Origin of the sequence: Streptomyces nojiriensis (assembly GCF_017639205.1) — a bacterium.
Lineage (GTDB): Bacteria > Actinomycetota > Actinomycetes > Streptomycetales > Streptomycetaceae > Streptomyces > Streptomyces nojiriensis.
The window spans coordinates 8,155,637-8,171,641 of sequence record NZ_CP071139.1 but is presented as its reverse complement, the minus strand read 5'-3'; the positions used below and the strand labels follow the sequence as shown (position 1 = coordinate 8,171,641).

The following is a 16,005-nucleotide window of genomic DNA, read 5'->3' as shown; positions in this document are numbered from 1 at the left end:
CGCTACCGGAGCTCGGACAGGTCGACCGAGTCGGCCGGCGCCGGGGGCTTGGGCGACACGGGCTCGTCGAAGTCGGAGAAGGAGGCGTCCACCTTCCGGCCGGACGCATCGGTGCCCCGTACCTGCAGGAGGTACGGCTCGTCCTCGGTGGAGACCTGGTACGTGCCCGTCGCGCTGCCGCGCCGGCTGGTGACCGTGATGGCGGGTTTGCCGTCGACGGTGGTCCGGGGGCCCTTGGCCAGCTGTTCGCTCGGCGGCTTCGAGGAGAACTCCTTCTTGAAGAAGTCCAGGTCGCAGACCTGGGCGAAATCGCTCAGCAGGGGGCTGGCCGTGGTGCCGTGCAGGTAGCGGCCGTTGATGAGCGCGATCGCGTCGTCGGCCGCCGGGCCCGGTACCTGGGACCTGAGCAGGGCGTCGTCGAGCTTCATCCAGACGTCGTCGCCGCGTTTGACGACGGCGGCCGTGCCCGCGCCGCCGGGGGGCGTGACGGTGCCGACGCAGTCGCCCTGCTCGTCGAAGCGCAGGTCGAGCTTGGTGGTGCCCGCGCTGTCGGTCACCTTGCCCACCATGCGCATGGAGGTGACCTCGGCCATGGCCTTGCGCGAGGCCTGCGCGATGGCCTGGGCGCTGTCGTCGGCGATGCCGTTGTCATCGGCTCGGGCCACGCCCCCGCCCGTGAACACCAGCAGGCAGACGGCTCCGGCGGTCGCGCAGCGGGCCGCCGCCGCCCCGGGTGCGGACATCGGGCACCACCTCCCTCGGGCCGCGTCCGGTACGGCGGCAGGCATCACCGCTCCTCCGGCGCAACCCGGTCACCTGATCAGCGTAGGTCCGCCCCGCGGCGGGCGCAGTTCGGGCGGGTCCGGCCGGATCCGGACGGGACGGGCCCGGCGTCGGGCAGCATGGGGCCCGATCACGTCCCCACTGCACCGCCGCTGGAGGCCCGGATGACCGGTTCCACGTCCTTACCGCCGATGAGGGCACGCCTCGCCGTGACCGTAACGGCCCTCGCCGCCGCTCTGACGGCGGCCGTGGCCGCCACCCCCGCCGGGGCGAGCGCACCGCCGTCCGCGGCGAAGGCGCCGCGCGCGTTCGTGGCTCTGAGCTCGGTCGACCCGACGATCCTGCAGGAGATGCGGTACGTGCGTCCGCACAACTTCGTCGGCGAGCCGATCGACGGCTACCGCCAGCCCGTCTGCATCCTGACCCGGCCGGCCGCCGAGGCCCTGCACCGGGCCCAGGTACGCCTGCTGCGCCAGGGCTACTCGCTCAAGGTGTACGACTGCTACCGGCCGCAGCGGGCCGTCGACCACTTCGTACGGTGGGCCGAGGACCTCGGCGACGAGCGGCGGAAGGCGGAGTTCTATCCGCGCGTCGACAAGTCACGGCTGTTCGAGGACGGCTACATCGCCGGGAAGTCGGGGCACAGCCGGGGCAGCACCACGGACGTGACGCTGGTGCGGCTGCCGGCGCTGCCGGCGCCCCGCCCGCGGCCGGGTCAGGAGTCGGTGCCCTGCTACGCGCCCCGGGCGGAGCGGTACCCGGACAACTCGGTGGACATGGGTACGGGTTTCGACTGCTTCGACACGCTGTCGCACACCGACGACCCGCGCGTCCAGGGGGCACAGCGCGCCAACCGGGACCTGCTGAGGTCGGCCCTGGCGGCGGAGGGTTTCGTCAACCTGCCCGAGGAGTGGTGGCACTTCACGCACAAGCCGGAGCTGTTCCCCGACACCTACTTCGACTTCCCCGTCGCGCACCGGTCGGTCGCCGGACACCGCTCCTGAGGAAGCCGTGCGCCGCGGTCCGGCGGGCCGCTGGGCCGGCGCCGGACCGCCGGGATGCACGGGACGCCGCGGCGGCGGACAGTGGAGGCGGGGCCTTCGGCAGACCGGGAGGACCCGCGTGACGGACGACGACCCGACGCCCGACCGGACGGTTTCGCCATTCATGACCGAGGCGGCCTTCCGGTCCCTGCACGCCGAGCTGGGCCGGCGGGCACCCGCCGGCCCTGAGCACCGGCGCGGCACCCTCGCCCACCTGACCCCGGCGCGCGTGGCCGCGGCCGCGGCCGACGTGCGGCACGGGCGCACCGTGTCGCTGGCCGCCCCCATCGAGACGCAGCCGGGGCCGGACGATCCACAGCCCGCCGTCTACCGGCTGACGGCGCCGACCGCGCCGGAGACCGGAACCCCGGGGGTGCACTTCGCCCTGGACCGGTTCGCCATGAACGTGCACGGGGACGCCCACAGCCATCTCGACGCACTGTGCCACGTCGTGTTCGACGGCGAGCTCCACGGCGGCGTCCCGGAGAGCCGTCTGGCGGCGGGCGCCGCCCTCGGCATCACCCTCGACCTGGTGTGCGACGGGATCGTCGGCCCCGGGATCCTGCTGGACATCCCGAGGCTGCGCGGGGTCCCCTGGCTGGAGCCGGGGGACTTCGTGGGCGTCGAGGAGCTGACGGCGGCCGAGGAGGCCCAGGGCGTCCGGATCGGTCCGGGCGACCTGCTGCTCGTACGCGTCGGACACCGGCGCCGGCGCCGGGAGAGCGGCGCGTGGGACGCGGCGCACACCCGGGCCGGCCTGCATCCCGCGTGCATGCGGCTGCTGGCCGAGCGGCAGGTCGCCGTCCTCGGCTCGGACGGCAACAACGACACGGCCCCGAGTCCGGTGCCCGGTGTCTCCTTCCCGGTGCACGTCCTGGCCCTGCACGCCCTGGGCATGCACCTGATGGACTACCTGGACCTGGACGAACTGGCCCACGCGTGCGCGGAGCTCGGGCGCTGGCGGTTCCTGTGCACCGTGGCACCGCTACGGCTGCCGGGGGCCACCGGTTCCCCGGTGAACCCGATCGCCGTCCTGTGACCCGCGCATCCCCGGGTGCCGCACCGGCGGGGGGCGTATACGTTCGAAGGGGGACCCTGCCGCGACAGGCCCGTCCGGGCGGCGGCACCGCAGGCCGAGGACGGTGATCCGGTTGAACGACGCTCCGCACTACGACGTCATCGTCATCGGAACGGGCGCGGGAGGCGGCACGCTCGCCCACCGGCTCGCCCCGTCCGGGAAACGGGTGCTGATCCTCGAACGCGGCGGCTTCCTCCCCCGCGAACGCGACAACTGGGACTCCACTGCCGTGTTCGTCAAGGGGAAGTACCGCGCGCCCGAGTTCTGGTTCGACCGGCACGGCCGCGAGTTCCCTCCCGAGGTCAACTACTACGTGGGCGGCAACACCAAGTTCTACGGCGCGGCCCTGTTCCGGCTGCGCCCGGAGGACTTCGGGGAGCTGCGCCACCACGACGGGATCTCGCCCGCCTGGCCGCTCCGTTACGAGGACCTGGAGCCGTACTACACCCAGGCGGAGCACCTCTACCGGGTGCACGGCCGGCACGGCGAGGACCCCACCGAGGGTCCGGCGAGTGCCCAGTACGCCCACCCGCCGGTGGAACACGAGCCGCGGATCCAGCAGTTGAGCGACGACCTGGAGAAGCAGGGCCTGCACCCCTTCCACCTGCCCATCGGGGTCGACCTGGACCAGGACGCGGCCGGGCGGGCGACCCCGTCCAGCGTCTGCATCCGCTGCAACCGGGTCGACGGCTTCCCGTGCCTGGTCCGCGGCAAGTCCGACGCCCAGGTGATCTGTGTGGAGCCCGCGCTGCAACATCCCGGCGTCGAGCTGGTCACCCATGCCCACGTGCTGCGGCTGGAGACCGATCCGACGGGACGCACGGTCAGCGCGGTCGTCGCCCGCCTCGCCGACGGCGAGGAGGCCCGCTTCTCCGCCGACCTGGTGGTCGTGGCCTGCGGCGCGGTCAACTCGGCTGCGCTGCTGCTCGCTTCGGCGAACGACCGGCACCCGCGGGGCCTCGCGAACGGTTCGGACGTGGTCGGACGGTTCTACATGCGCCACAACAACCTGGCCCTGATGGCGGTCTCCAGGGAGCCGAACGACACGCAGTTCCAGAAGACCCTCGCCCTGCACGACTGGTACCTGGGCGCGGACGACTGGGACTACCCCCTCGGCGGGATCCAGATGCTCGGCAAGTCGGACGCCGAGCAGATCCACGGCGAGGCCCCGCGCTGGGCCGGAGCGGTGACCCCGAACATGCCCTTCGAGGTCATGGCCCACCACGCGGTCGACTTCTGGCTGTGCGGGGAGGACCTGCCGCTGGACGACAACCGCGTCACCCTGGACGGCGACGGCCGCATCCACCTCGCGCTCGACGAGTCCCACAACACGGCCGGCCTGAAGCGGCTGCGGCACAAGCTCCAGAGCATGCTGGGCCGCCTGGGCATGCACGAGCACCACCTGCTGGACCACAGCCTGTACCTGCACAAGGGCATGCCGATCGGGGCCACCGCGCACCAGGCCGGCACCGTGCGGTTCGGCACCGACCCGGCGTCGTCGGCCCTGGACCTCCACTGCAAGGCGCACGAACTGGACAACCTGTACGTGGTCGACACGAGCTTCTTCCCGAGCATCGGCGCGGTCAACCCGTCCCTGACGGCCATCGCGAACGCCCTGCGGGTCGGCGACCACCTCCTCGAACGGATGGGCTGACCGGAGTCGGGGCACCGCGGCGGCGGACACCGCCGACCGGGCGAAGATCCTGCGCCGGGTGGCGCAACGCGGGCCGCAGCGGGCCGCCGCGCTCCGGAGGCGGTGATTGGGTGACGCCGGACCCGCCGGGGTGCCGTCGCCCCGACGGCACGGGGTGGCGGTGCGAAGGAGGCAGTCCGTCGTGAGCTCGACCGAGGGCGTACCCCGGGGCGTGATCCCCGCGCACCTGCTCCGGGGCCAGAAGGCACTGGTGACGGGTGCGAACTCCGGAATCGGCAAGGCCACGGCGATCGGCATGGGCCGGGCCGGGGCGGACGTGGTCGTGAACTACGTGGCCGGACGGGAGGAGGCCGAGAAGGTCGTCGCGGAGATCGCCTCCTTCGGGGTGCGCGCGGCGGCGTACGAGGCGGACGTGTCCGACGAGGGCCAGGTCGTGGCCATGACGGAACGCATGGTCGAGGAGTTCGGGACCATCGACATCCTCGTCGCCAACGCCGGCCTCCAGCGGGACTCCGCCTTCACCGAGATGACGCTCGCCCAGTGGCAGAAGGTCATCGACGTCAACCTGACGGGACAGTTCCTGTGCGCCCGCGAGGCGACGAAGGAGTTCCTGCGGCGCGGGGTCGTCCCGGAGGTCTCCAGCTCCGCCGGCAAGATCATCTGTATGAGCTCGGTGCACCAGATCATCCCCTGGGCCGGGCACGTGAACTACGCCTCCTCCAAGGGCGGCGTGCAGATGATGATGGAGACCCTCGCCCAGGAGCTCGCCCCGCAGAAGATCCGCGTCAACGCGATCGCCCCCGGCGCGATCCGGACGCCCATCAACCGCAGTGCCTGGGACACCGAGCAGGCCGAGCAGGACCTGCTCAAGCTGATCCCGTACGGCCGGGTCGGGGACCCCGAGGACATCGCCCACGCGGCCGTCGGCCTCGCCTCCGACCTCATGGACTACGTCGTGGGAGCCACGCTCTACGTGGACGGCGGTATGACCCTCTTCCCGGGCTTCGCCACCGGCGGCTGACCTCCATCCGCTCGGCCCCGCGGAGGGACGCATGCACACCACGCTCCACCTGCTGGCGGAGGCACCGCCTCAGATGCTGCCGGCCCGCTCGCTCATGGCCTTCACCCTGGCCTCGCACATCATCCTGGTGCCGATGGGTGTGGCGCTGCCGCTGATCACCCTGATCATGCACGGCTACGGGCTGCGGCGGGGCGACGCGACCGCCCTGCTGCTGGCGCGCCGCTGGTCGGCGGTCATGGCGGTGCAGTTCGCCATCGGCGTCGTCACGGGCACCGTCCTGTCCTTCGAGTTCGGCCTGCTGTGGCCGGGGCTGATGGGCCGGTGGGGCGACGTGTTCGGGATCGGCTTCGGCGTCGAGGCATGGGCCTTCTTCCTGGAGGCCGTCCTCATCGCGATCTACCTCTACGGGTGGCGGCGGCTGCCCGCCCGTACCCACTTCCTCCTCGGGCTGCCGCTGCCGGCGACGGCCCTGCTGGGCGCCTTCGGCATCCTGGCGGCCAACTCCTGGATGAACACCCCGCGGGGCTTCTCCCTCGACTCCGAGGGCAATCCCGTCGACGTGGACGTCTGGAAGGCGATCTTCACGCCGATGTTCGGGCCGCAGTACTGGCACTTCGTCGTGGCGATGCTGCTCACCGCCGGATACGTCGTGGCCGGTGTCTACGCCGTCGGCTGGCTGCGCGGGCGCCGCGACCGCTACCACCGGCTCGGCTTCACCGTTCCGTTCACGGTCGCGGCCGTGTTCACGCCCGTCCAGTTCATGCTGGGCGACGCCATCGCCCGGGCGGTGTTCCAGAAGCAGCCGGTCAAGTTCGCGGCGATGGAGATCGTCTGGAACACGGACACGCACGTCCCGGAGTACCTCTTCGGCCGCCTCCACCCCGACGGGACCGTCACCGGCGGCATCAAGATCCCGCAACTCGACTCCATCCTGGCCGGCTTCCGCCCCGACACCGAGGTGCACGGCCTGACGTCCGTACCGGCGGAGAACCGGCCCACCGTCGCCCAGGCCACCCTCATCCACTGGACCTTCGACATCATGGTGGGCATCGGCTCGGTGCTGGTGCTGCTCGTCGTCTGGTACGCGTTCGTGTGGTGGCGCCGCCGCCGGCTGCCCGCCTCGCCGTGGTTCTACCGCAGTGCCGCATGCGCCGGCGTGGCCAGCGTCATCGCCGTCGAGTGCGGCTGGATCACCACCGAGGTGGGCCGCCAGCCGTGGATCGTCTACGAGAACATGCGGGTAGCCGAAGCGGTCACCGGGGCCCGCGCCGGCTCCTTGTGGACCATGTTCGCCGTGGTCGTCGTCGTGTACGTGCTCATCTTCGGCTCCTTCCTGGCCGTGCTGCTGAAGATGCGCACCCGATGGCGCCTGGACGACGAACGAAGCCGTGAGGCGGACACGATGACGACACCCGAGACCGACACCCCCTACGGCCCCCGCTCCGCCGTCGCGGCACCGACCGAGGACGGCAGGCCGTGACCGCGGCCGGTGTGGTCGCCGCCGTCCTGCTCCTCGCGGTGGCCGCCTACACCTGCGCGGGCGGCACCGACTACGGGGCGGGCTTCTGGGACCTGACGGCGGGCGGCGCGGAGCGCGGCAAGCGCCCGCGGTGGCTCATCGACCACGCCATGGCCCCGGTCTGGGAGGTCAACAACGTCTGGCTCATCTTCGTCCTGGTCATCATGTGGACCGGGTTCCCGGAGTTCTTCCAGACCGTGTTCTCCTCGATGTGGCTGCCCCTGGCCCTCGCCGTCATCGGCATCGTGCTGCGCGGCGCAGGCTTCGCGCTGCGCAAGCCGACCCGCAGGATCGCCGGACGGCGCGTCTACGGCGCCGTGTTCGCGATCGCCTCGCTCCTCACCCCGTTCTTCCTCGGTGCCGCCGCGGGCGGGATCGCCTCGGGGCGCGTGGGACCGGGCACCGAGCCGACGGCGCACGCCTGGTTCAACCCGACCTCCGTCTTCTTCGGCCTGCTGGCCGTCGTCGGGACGGCGCTGCTCGGGGCGGTGTTCCTGGCCGCGGACGCCGTCCGCTACGAAGCCCCCGACCTGCACGCCTACTTCCGGCGGCGGGCACTGGCCACCCTCGCCGCCTTCGCCGTGCTGGGGGCGGTCACCCTGGTCGTGGCCCACGCCGACGCCCCCCACCTGTGGCACGGCCTCACCCACGGCGCCGGGCTCGCCCTGCTCGTCCTGGCCGTTCTGGCCACCCTCGTCACGGCCTGGCTGCTGCTGCGCACCTCCGGGGCGTGGTCCCGGCCGGCGGCCGTCGTCCTCATGGCCTCGGCCGTGATCGCGTGGGGCGTGGCGCAGCGCCCGTACCTCATTCCGGGCCGGCTGACGGTGGCCGAGGCGGCGGGCGCGCCCAGCACCCTGCACTGGCTGCTCATCGTGACCGTCGTGGCCGCGGTCCTGGTCTTCCCGGCGGTGGCCTTCCTGTACCGGCTCGACACCCGCGGCACACTGGAACCCCTCACCGACGCCGACCTGCGCCGCGGCGGCGATCCGGAACCGGGGGCCTGACCCGGTCCGCCGAAAGCCCGTACGGCACGCGCAGAATGGAGCCCTCACCAGCCATCGCCGTACCGAAAGCGACCGCCGTGAACCGTCTTCCCGCGGACCCGACCGTGCTCCACCCGTTCCCGGACCAGCCGCGTGTGGTGCTGCTGAAGCCGCTGCTGACGTCACCGCTGATCGAGGCCGGGGAGTACTCGTACTACGACGACCCGGAGGACCCGACCGCGTTCGAGACCAGGAACGTCCTCTACCACTACGGGCCGGAGAGGCTGGTCATCGGGAAGTTCTGCGCGCTGGGCACCGGGGTCCGGTTCATCATGAACGGGGCCAACCACCGGATGGACGGCCCCTCCACGTTCCCCTTCCCCATCATGGGCGGCTCCTGGGCCGAGCACTTCGACCTGCTCACCGACCTGCCCGGCAGGGGGGACACGGTCGTCGGCAACGACGTCTGGTTCGGCTACCACGCGATGGTGATGCCCGGAGTGCGCATCGGGCACGGAGCCGTCATCGCCTCCGGTGCCGTCGTGGTCGACGACGTCCCCGACTACGCCGTCGTCGGCGGCAACCCGGCCCGCCTCATCCGCACCCGCTACACCGACGACGAGATCGCCCGCCTGCTCTCGATCGCCTGGTGGGACTGGCCGCCGGCCCACCTCACCGCACACATCCGGACCGTCATGTCGGGCACCGTCCACGCCCTCGAGGAGGCCGCCCCCGAGCCTGAGCGGACCGGAGGGTCCTAGGCCGTCTCTTCCGGATCCTGCCGGGCCCGCGACGCCCGGCACGATCCGAAAGAGACGGCCTAGCGCAGGCGCGCCGTCGCGAGGTGGATGTTGAAGGCGCAGGGGACGTGCCCGTCCGGCGTCGTCATGTCCCTCACCTCGGCGAAGAAGGATCGGCGCAGACGCTCCACCGTCGCGCGATCGAGCGGGCCGAGATCGTAGAGGCCGGAAACAGCGGACCAGACCTGCTCCACCGGTCCGCTCAGGTCGATGGGGACGGTCTCCCAGTCCACTGCCGTGAAGCCCGCGGGTCCGAGGACGTCATCGAGCCCTTCGCGACTGCGTGCCCTGCTGTCCCCCAACGCCGGGATGCGCTGTGCGGCCGGTACCTCCTCGATCGCGGCCCGCAGCAGCGCGAGGAACCGTTCGTAGGCCTCTCCGCCCACGGCCCCGCCCCCCACCACACAGGCCAGAACCCCTCCGGGAGACAGCACGCGCGCGACTTCGGACGCGACGTGTTCGATCTCGCCCATCAGCATCAGCGCCATGTGGGAGACGCATGCGTCGAAGCTGTCGTCGGCGAAGGACAGCTCCTGGGCCCGGCCTTCCTCCAACTTGGCTTCGGCCAGCGCCGGTCGGCGTCGTGCCAGCGCCAGGGAGTCCGCCGAAAGATCCACCCCGGCGAGTTCCCTCCCGGCCCTTCGGGCCAGTAGTTCGAGCAGGAAGCCGTCGCCGCAGCCGAGATCCAGCACGCGCGTGCTTCCGGTCACCCGATCGCACAAGAGCTCATAGCTGGACCGGCCGTCCGGGGCGCGGCCGGTCCCGAGTGCTTCCGCGGTCACTGCCGGGTACTCCGCGTGGAACGCCTGGAGGAACGCCTCTTGCGATGCGGTGGTCGTCACCCGCCCAGCCTACGGTCATCCCTACGGAGTGGAGCCCCGGTTCAGGGCCGCGTCGAGGGTGATCGCCGCGTCGATGAGGGCGAGGTGGGTGAACGCCTGCGGGAAGTTGCCCAGTTGGCGGCCGGTCAGGTCGATCTCCTCGGAGTACAGGCCCAGGTGGTTGGCGTAGCCCAGCATCTTCTCCAGGACCAGCCGGGCCTGGTCGATCCGTCCGGCCCGGGCGAGTGCGTCGACGTACATGAAGGTGCACAGCGAGAAGGTGCCCTCGGAGCCCCGCAGGCCGTCCGGGGACGCCTCGGGGTTGTAGCGGTACACCAGGCTGTCGCTGACCAGTTCCTGCTCCATCGCGTCGAGGGTGGAGGCCCACATCGGGTCCTGCGGGGTGAGGAAGCCGACGGTCGGCATGCGCAGGAGCGAGGAGTCGAGGACCTCGCTGCCGTAGTGCTGGACGAAGGCGCCGCGGCCCTCGTTCCACCCCTTCTCCATGACCTGCTGGAAGATCCGGTCCCGGGTGGCGCTCCAGTGCAGTACCGGTGCGGGCCGGCCGCTGAATACGGCGTGCCGCAGCGCACGGTCGAACGCCACCCAGGACATCACACGGCCGTAGGTGAAGTCCTGGGCCCCGCCACGGGTCTCCCACAGCCCTTCGTCGGCCGAGTCCCAGTGGTCCGCCAGCCACTCCAGCACGCGGATCAGGCCGGTCCAGCCCCGGTACCCGAGGTGGATGCCGTGCCTCTGCGCGAACGAGATGCTGTCCATCGCCTCGCCGTAGATGTCCATCTGGAGCTGGGTGGCCGCTCCGTTCCCGATGCGGACGGGCGACGAGCGTTCGTAGCCCTCCCAGTGGTCCAGGGTCTCCTCCTTCAGGTCGGAGGAGCCGTCGACCGCGTACATGATGTTCAGCGGCCCGGTGTCCCCCTCGCCGCCCGCCCGTTCCGCGATCCGGTCGCCGAGCCATCCGATGAACGCCTTCGCCTCCTCCGTGAACCCCATGCCGAGCAGGGCGTACACGGAGAACGAGGCGTCCCGGATCCATGTGTAGCGGTAGTCCCAGTTGCGCTCGCCGCCGAGCTGTTCGGGCAGTCCGGTGGTGGGGGCGGCGACGACCGCGCCGGTGGGGGCGTAGGTCATCAGCTTCAGGGTCACGGCGGAGCGCTCCAGCGCCTCGCGCCAGCGGCCGGTGTAGCGGGAGGTGCTGAGCCACTTCCGCCAGTAGTCGATGGTGGCCTGGAAGAGCTCCTCGTACTCGGCGAGGCGGATCTGCCGGGGCGGTCCGTCGGCGGCCGACTCCAGCATCAGCCCGCGCTGCTGGCCCGCCGTGAGGCGCAGGGTGAGATGCAGGTCGCGCTCGCCGGCGCTGAGGAGTCGGCCGAGCCGCTCGTCGTCCGGTTCCCGGATGGTGTGCACGGTCAGGTTCGTGCCGTCGGCGGTGAACACCGCCCCGTTCTCCGTGAGGTTCAGGTCGTGCGACTTGCGCCCGTAGTCGAACCGGGGCGCGATGTCGACGTCGAAGTTCATGCTGCCGCGCACGCAGCGGACCATGCGGACCAGCCGGTGCCGGGCCGTGACGGTGGTGCCGGTCAGGGGCATGAAGTCGACCACCTCCCCGGCGCCGGCCTCGGTCATGAAGCGGGTCACCAGGATCGCGGTGTCGGGCAGGTACAACTGCTTGGTCGCGTAGGTCGTGTGAGCCGGGCGGACCGCGCAATGGCCGCCCTTGCCCTTGTCCAGCAGGGCTCCGAACACGCTGGGCGAATCGAAGCGCGGGCAGCAGAACCAGTCGACCACTCCGTCGGAGGTCACCAGCGCCGCGGTCTGCAGATCACCTATCAGGCCGTGGTTCTCGATCAGCGGGTACTCGTCCATCAGGGCGTCCCTTCCGGCATGCGTCGCCACCCGGATCTCGGCCCCCCGAACCAGCGTATGCCGGGCCCGCGGCACCGTCCCGCCGAACCGGACCTCCACGGCGTACGCCGCAGGAGGTCCCCCCGATCGGCCCGGCGGGGCGGCTAGGCCGTCTCTTCCGGATCTTGTCGCCCGGCACGATCCGGAAGAGACGGCCTAGCCACCGGCACCACGGTCGGGTGCGCTCATGTCCCCCGTCGCGGGAATGCCGTCGGCGAGCCCGTAGCGCAGGTAGACGGTGCCCTTCGGGCCGGCTGCCGGGGGTGCGAGGAGCGTGAGGTTGGTGGGCACCGCACCGCCGTCGAACACCTTCTTCCCGACGCCGAGCACGATCGGGTGCAGCCACAGGTCGAGGCGGTCGAAGAGCTTGTCGCGCAGGAGGGTCTGCACGAGGTTCAGGCTGCCGACGACCTTCACGTGCTCGTGGCGGTCACGGATCTCGCGGACCGCGCCGGCCAGGTCCGGGCCGAGCTGTGTGGACCCGGCCCACGAGAGGTCGGGCCTGCCGCGGGAGGCCACGTACTTCGGGACGCGGTTGAAGAGCGTGGCGATCTCATTGTCCTCACCACCCTCCTGATGGGGCCAGTAGGCGGCGAAGATGTCGTACGTCCGCCGGCCGAGCAGGAGGGCGTCCGTGCCCTCGTACGCGGCACCGACCTGCGCCCCGGCGACCTCGTCCAGCAGGGGCGCCTGCCAGCCGCCGAACGGGAACCCCACCGGGTCCTCGTCGGGGCCGCCGGGCGCCTGCCCGACGAGGTCCAGGGTCGCGAACAGCTCGATGTGGATGAGGCCCATGGCTCACTCCCGATGAATCCGTTGTCTCCGTTGTCTCCGTCAAGAGATAGACCGGTCGGCACCGGCGGACTCATCGCCGCGCGGGAACCGGATTCGCCCGACGCCGGCAGTTGCCTATAGTCTTTAGGTAAATACATAATGGCTGAAGCCAGATCGAAGGAAGGTGAAGGTTATGGTGCGGGTGGGGCTGACCCCGGAGCGGCTGACCCTGGCCGGGGCGGAACTGGCCGACGAGGCCGGGTTCGACCAGGTGACCCTGTCGGCGCTCGCCCGGCGGTTCGACGTCAAGGTCGCGAGCCTGTACTCGCACCTGAAGAACTCCCACGAGCTCAAGACCAGGATCGCCCTGCTCGCGCTGGAGGAACTCGCCGACCTGGTCGCCGCCGCCGTGGCCGGCCGTGCGGGCAAGGACGCCCTGATCGCCTTCGCGAACGCCTACCGCGACTACGCCCGGGCGCACCCCGGCCGCTACGACGCCGCCCGGCTCAGGCTCGACCCGCAGACGGCGGCCGACAGTGCGGGGGTGCGCCACGCGCAGATGACGCGGGCGATCCTGCGCGGCTACGACCTGGCGGAGCCGGACCAGACGCACGCGGTCCGCATGCTGGGCAGCGTTTTCCACGGCTACGTCAGCCTGGAGGCGGCCGGCGGCTTCAGTCACACGGCCGTCGACTCGCAGGAATCCTGGATCTGGACCCTGGAATCCCTGGACGCCGTGCTGCGGCACCGCGCAGCCCCCTGACCGGCTGCGCCGCCCCGTCCACCCCCCGTACACCCCCGCACACCCCGATCAACAGGCTGAGGCAATGAGCAGCGAACAGGGCTGGATCACCACACCCGTCACCGCGGACCTCCTGCGCGGGCACCTCGATGTGGAGCGGACCGCGCACGGTCTGCTGCCGCACCGGCTGCCGGCCCGGGCGCGGCGGCAGATCCCCGACGACCGGCTGGCCGTGGCCGAGGCCCAGCCCTCCGGCGTACGGCTGGCCTTCCGCACCCGGGCCACCGTCATCGAGCTCGACGCGCTGCCCACCAAGCGCGTCTACCAGGGCTTCCCGGCCCCGCCGGACGGTGTGTACGACCTGCTGGTCGACGGCCGTCTCACCGCCCAGGCCACGGTGGCCGGCGGTAACGTCCGTACGGTCACCGACTTGGTCGGCCAGACCGCGGAGCTGACCGAAGGGCCCGCGGGCACCGCCCGGTTCACCTCCCTCCCGGCCGGTGACAAGGACATCGAGATCTGGCTCCCGCACACGGAGGTCACCGAGCTGATCGCCCTGCGCACCGATGCTCCTGTCGAACCGGCACGCGGCAGCGGGCGCAGGGTCTGGCTGCACCACGGCAGTTCGATCAGCCACGGCTCGAACGCCGTCCACCCGAGCGCCATCTGGCCCGCGCTGGCCGCCGCGCGGGGCGGAGTGGAGCTGGTCAACCTGGGGTTCGGCGGCAGCGCGCTGCTGGACCCGTTCACCGCGCGTGCGATGCGGGAAAGCCCCGCGGACCTGATCAGCCTCAAGATCGGCATCAACGTCGTCAACGGCGACACGATGCGCCTGCGCGCCTTCACCCCCGCCGTCCACGGCTTCCTCGACACCATCCGCGAGGGCCGGCCCACGACACCGCTGCTGGTGGTCTCCCCGATCCTGTGCCCGGTCCAGGAGGACACCCCCGGCCCGCTCGCGCCGGACTTCGACGGCGGGACCCTGCGGTTCAGGGCCACGGGCGATCCGGCCGAACGCGCCGCCGGGCGGCTCACGCTCACGATCATCCGCGACGTGCTCGCGGCCGTCGTGGAGGAGCGGGCGGCCGACGACCCGAACCTCCACCACCTCGACGGACGCGCCCTGTACGGCGAGGCCGACCACGCCGAATTCCCGCTGCCGGACGCGATCCACCCCGGCCCCGAAGGACACCGGCGGATCGCCGAGAATTTCGCGCGCCTCGCGTTCGCGGGCGACGGCCCCTTCGTCGCCCGGACCGGCTGACGCCCACGGGCCGGAGCGCAGCCGCGAGCCGGGCGGGCGCCCGGGCACGGACGCCGGTGGGCCGGCCTACCAGCGCATGCGGACGTCCTCGGCCCATCCCAGCAGACGGTCCACCGCGATCCGCTCGCCGTCGTCCGTGCGGATCGAGCCCGTGTAGTGGCCGAAGCACTGGTCCGTACGGTTGGCCAGGAGACCGACGTCGGTGCGGGTGGACCGGTTGTGGAACGGGGTGAAGACCAGGTCCACCCGGTCCGATCCAGGGCTGCGGACCGACCACGGCGCCAGGTGGTCGCCTCGGGACCAGCCGATCGCGGCCGGGGCGAGCCTTCCGTCACCGCGGCACAGGTCGACGGGCGCGACGATCTCACGTTCGTGCGTGGACATGGCCGGACCCTACCGGCCGTGGGCCCGCCGGAGCGGGCGGCCACGGGAACTCCCGTGCGAACCGCCTCCTCGGCCTGGGGCCGGCCGAGGGCTCAGGGCAACAGGACGGCCTTGCCGCGGTTGCGGTGGGCTTCCAGATCGGCGTGGGCCCGGGCGGCCTCCGCCAGCGGGTAGGTGCGCCAGACCGGCACCGAGAGCTTCCCCTCGGCGGCCAGCAGTACCAGCTCCGGCAGGGAGTCCCCGGTCCGGTCGGCGCCGCCCGCGCTGCCCGCGCTGAAGCGCACGCCGTGCTGCGCCGCCGACATGTCGGCGATGGTGACGACACGCGCGCTGTCACCGGTCAGCGCGACGGACTCGGCCAGCACACCCGCGCCGGAGGTGTCGAAGACGAGGTCCACCCCCTGGGGAGCGGCGGCGTTCACCCGCTCCGGCCAGCCGTCCCCGTAGCGGACGGCCGTGACTCCCAGCGCGGTCACCCGTTCGAGGTCGCGCTCGCCGGCCGTTCCCACGACCGTGCTGCCCCGAGCCACGGCCAACTGCGCGGCGACCGTGCCCACGCTGCCGGCGGCGCCGTGCACGAGCAGGGTCTGCCCGGGCCGCACACCCAGTTCCTCCAGGACACGGAAGGCGGTCTGACCGACCGTGACCAGCGAGGCAGCGGCTTCCCAGGACAGGGCCCCGGGCTTGGCCACCGGCCGGTCGAGCAGTGCGTACTCGCTGTAGCTGCCGCCGACGGCGACGCCGAGGACCTCGTCGCCCACGGCCGCCTCGGCTCCCGCACCCGCGGCATCGACCACACCGGCCGCGTCGAGACCGAGGACCACGGGGAACCGGGCCGGGACGGACCCGGCCATCAGGCCGGAGCGGAACTTCATGTCGAACGGGTTCACGGAGGCGGCCCGCACCCGGATCCGGACCTGCCCCGGACCGGGCTCCGGCGGGGTGACGTCGGACAGGCGCAGCACCTCGGGCGCGCCGTACTCGGAGAAGGTGATCGCTCTGGACATCAGGAACTCCCGGCTGGAGGGCGTGCGTACGGACGCGGCCGGTGAGGGCGGGCACCCGCCCTCACCCCGCCCCAGCATTCCGTGCTTCTCCGGAAGCACCGGCGCGCCGCGCGGAACACCAGGACGGGGCGTAGGCGTCCCCGCCGCACTGCGCCACCACGACGCGGCCGGCGGACCGGCCTGACCGGCCGACCGGCCCGCCGGGC

General features: G+C 72.1%; 14 protein-coding genes and 1 pseudogene. 9 read left to right on the top strand and 6 right to left on the bottom strand.

The window, feature by feature from the left end:
* Positions 1-2: 2 nt before the first annotated feature.
* Positions 3-743, bottom strand: a complete 741-nt coding sequence (locus JYK04_RS36935; RefSeq protein WP_189745326.1) for a hypothetical protein — start codon at positions 741-743, stop codon at positions 3-5.
* Between the two features lie 231 nt (positions 744-974).
* On the opposite strand from JYK04_RS36935, the gene JYK04_RS36930 reads away from it, so the two are divergent.
* The 7 genes from JYK04_RS36930 (at position 975) to JYK04_RS36900 (ending at position 8,842) form a co-directional block, all read left to right on the top strand.
* Positions 975-1,787 (top strand): M15 family metallopeptidase, encoded by an 813-nt coding sequence (locus tag JYK04_RS36930; protein WP_189745444.1) that lies wholly within the window; start codon positions 975-977, stop codon positions 1,785-1,787.
* Positions 1,788-1,950: 163 nt separating this feature from the next.
* Complete coding sequence (locus JYK04_RS36925; protein WP_189745445.1) at positions 1,951-2,865, top strand: cyclase family protein; 915 nt, start codon at positions 1,951-1,953, stop codon at positions 2,863-2,865.
* A gap of 112 nt (positions 2,866-2,977) precedes the next feature.
* Positions 2,978-4,558 (top strand): GMC oxidoreductase, encoded by a 1,581-nt coding sequence (locus JYK04_RS36920; protein WP_189745328.1) that lies wholly within the window; start codon positions 2,978-2,980, stop codon positions 4,556-4,558.
* 226 nt (positions 4,559-4,784) lie between these two features.
* Positions 4,785-5,579, top strand: a complete 795-nt coding sequence (locus tag JYK04_RS36915; protein WP_189745448.1) for an SDR family oxidoreductase — start codon at positions 4,785-4,787, stop codon at positions 5,577-5,579.
* A gap of 31 nt (positions 5,580-5,610) precedes the next feature.
* Positions 5,611-7,059, top strand: a complete 1,449-nt coding sequence (locus tag JYK04_RS36910; RefSeq protein ID WP_189745330.1) for a cytochrome ubiquinol oxidase subunit I — start codon at positions 5,611-5,613, stop codon at positions 7,057-7,059.
* Complete coding sequence (locus JYK04_RS36905) at positions 7,056-8,102, top strand: cytochrome d ubiquinol oxidase subunit II (RefSeq protein WP_189745332.1); 1,047 nt, start codon at positions 7,056-7,058, stop codon at positions 8,100-8,102. The genes JYK04_RS36910 and JYK04_RS36905 overlap by 4 nt, the downstream gene beginning before the upstream one ends.
* A gap of 35 nt (positions 8,103-8,137) precedes the next feature.
* Entirely contained in the window at positions 8,138-8,842 is a 705-nt protein-coding gene (locus tag JYK04_RS36900) for a CatB-related O-acetyltransferase (RefSeq protein WP_373297503.1), read from the top strand.
* A 59-nt stretch (positions 8,843-8,901) separates the two neighbouring features.
* On the opposite strand, the gene JYK04_RS36895 is transcribed toward JYK04_RS36900, so the two are convergent.
* The 3 genes from JYK04_RS36895 to JYK04_RS36885 all read right to left on the bottom strand — a co-directional run bounded on the left by JYK04_RS36895 (position 8,902) and on the right by JYK04_RS36885 (position 12,423).
* Positions 8,902-9,723, bottom strand: coding sequence for a class I SAM-dependent methyltransferase (locus tag JYK04_RS36895; protein ID WP_189745336.1), 822 nt, complete (start codon positions 9,721-9,723; stop codon positions 8,902-8,904).
* 21 nt (positions 9,724-9,744) lie between these two features.
* Complete coding sequence (locus JYK04_RS36890) at positions 9,745-11,589, bottom strand: glycoside hydrolase family 15 protein (protein WP_189745339.1); 1,845 nt, start codon at positions 11,587-11,589, stop codon at positions 9,745-9,747.
* Between the two features lie 195 nt (positions 11,590-11,784).
* Positions 11,785-12,423 (bottom strand): dihydrofolate reductase family protein, encoded by a 639-nt coding sequence (locus JYK04_RS36885; protein WP_189745341.1) that lies wholly within the window; start codon positions 12,421-12,423, stop codon positions 11,785-11,787.
* Positions 12,424-12,595: 172 nt separating this feature from the next.
* On the opposite strand from JYK04_RS36885, the gene JYK04_RS36880 reads away from it, so the two are divergent.
* Together JYK04_RS36880 and JYK04_RS36875 are read left to right on the top strand one after the other, a co-directional pair.
* On the top strand, positions 12,596-13,165 hold the full coding sequence (locus JYK04_RS36880) for a TetR/AcrR family transcriptional regulator (protein ID WP_189745343.1): 570 nt from the start codon (positions 12,596-12,598) through the stop codon (positions 13,163-13,165).
* Positions 13,166-13,229: 64 nt separating this feature from the next.
* On the top strand, positions 13,230-14,408 hold the full coding sequence (locus JYK04_RS36875) for a GDSL-type esterase/lipase family protein (protein WP_189745345.1): 1,179 nt from the start codon (positions 13,230-13,232) through the stop codon (positions 14,406-14,408).
* 66 nt (positions 14,409-14,474) lie between these two features.
* Here the strand turns inward: JYK04_RS36875 and JYK04_RS36870 are convergent.
* A pseudogene (locus tag JYK04_RS36870) lies at positions 14,475-14,741 on the bottom strand (DUF2804 family protein); the annotation flags it as partial.
* Positions 14,742-14,884: 143 nt separating this feature from the next.
* Positions 14,885-15,799, bottom strand: a complete 915-nt coding sequence (locus tag JYK04_RS36865; protein WP_189745349.1) for an NADP-dependent oxidoreductase — start codon at positions 15,797-15,799, stop codon at positions 14,885-14,887.
* Positions 15,800-16,005 lie beyond the last annotated feature (206 nt).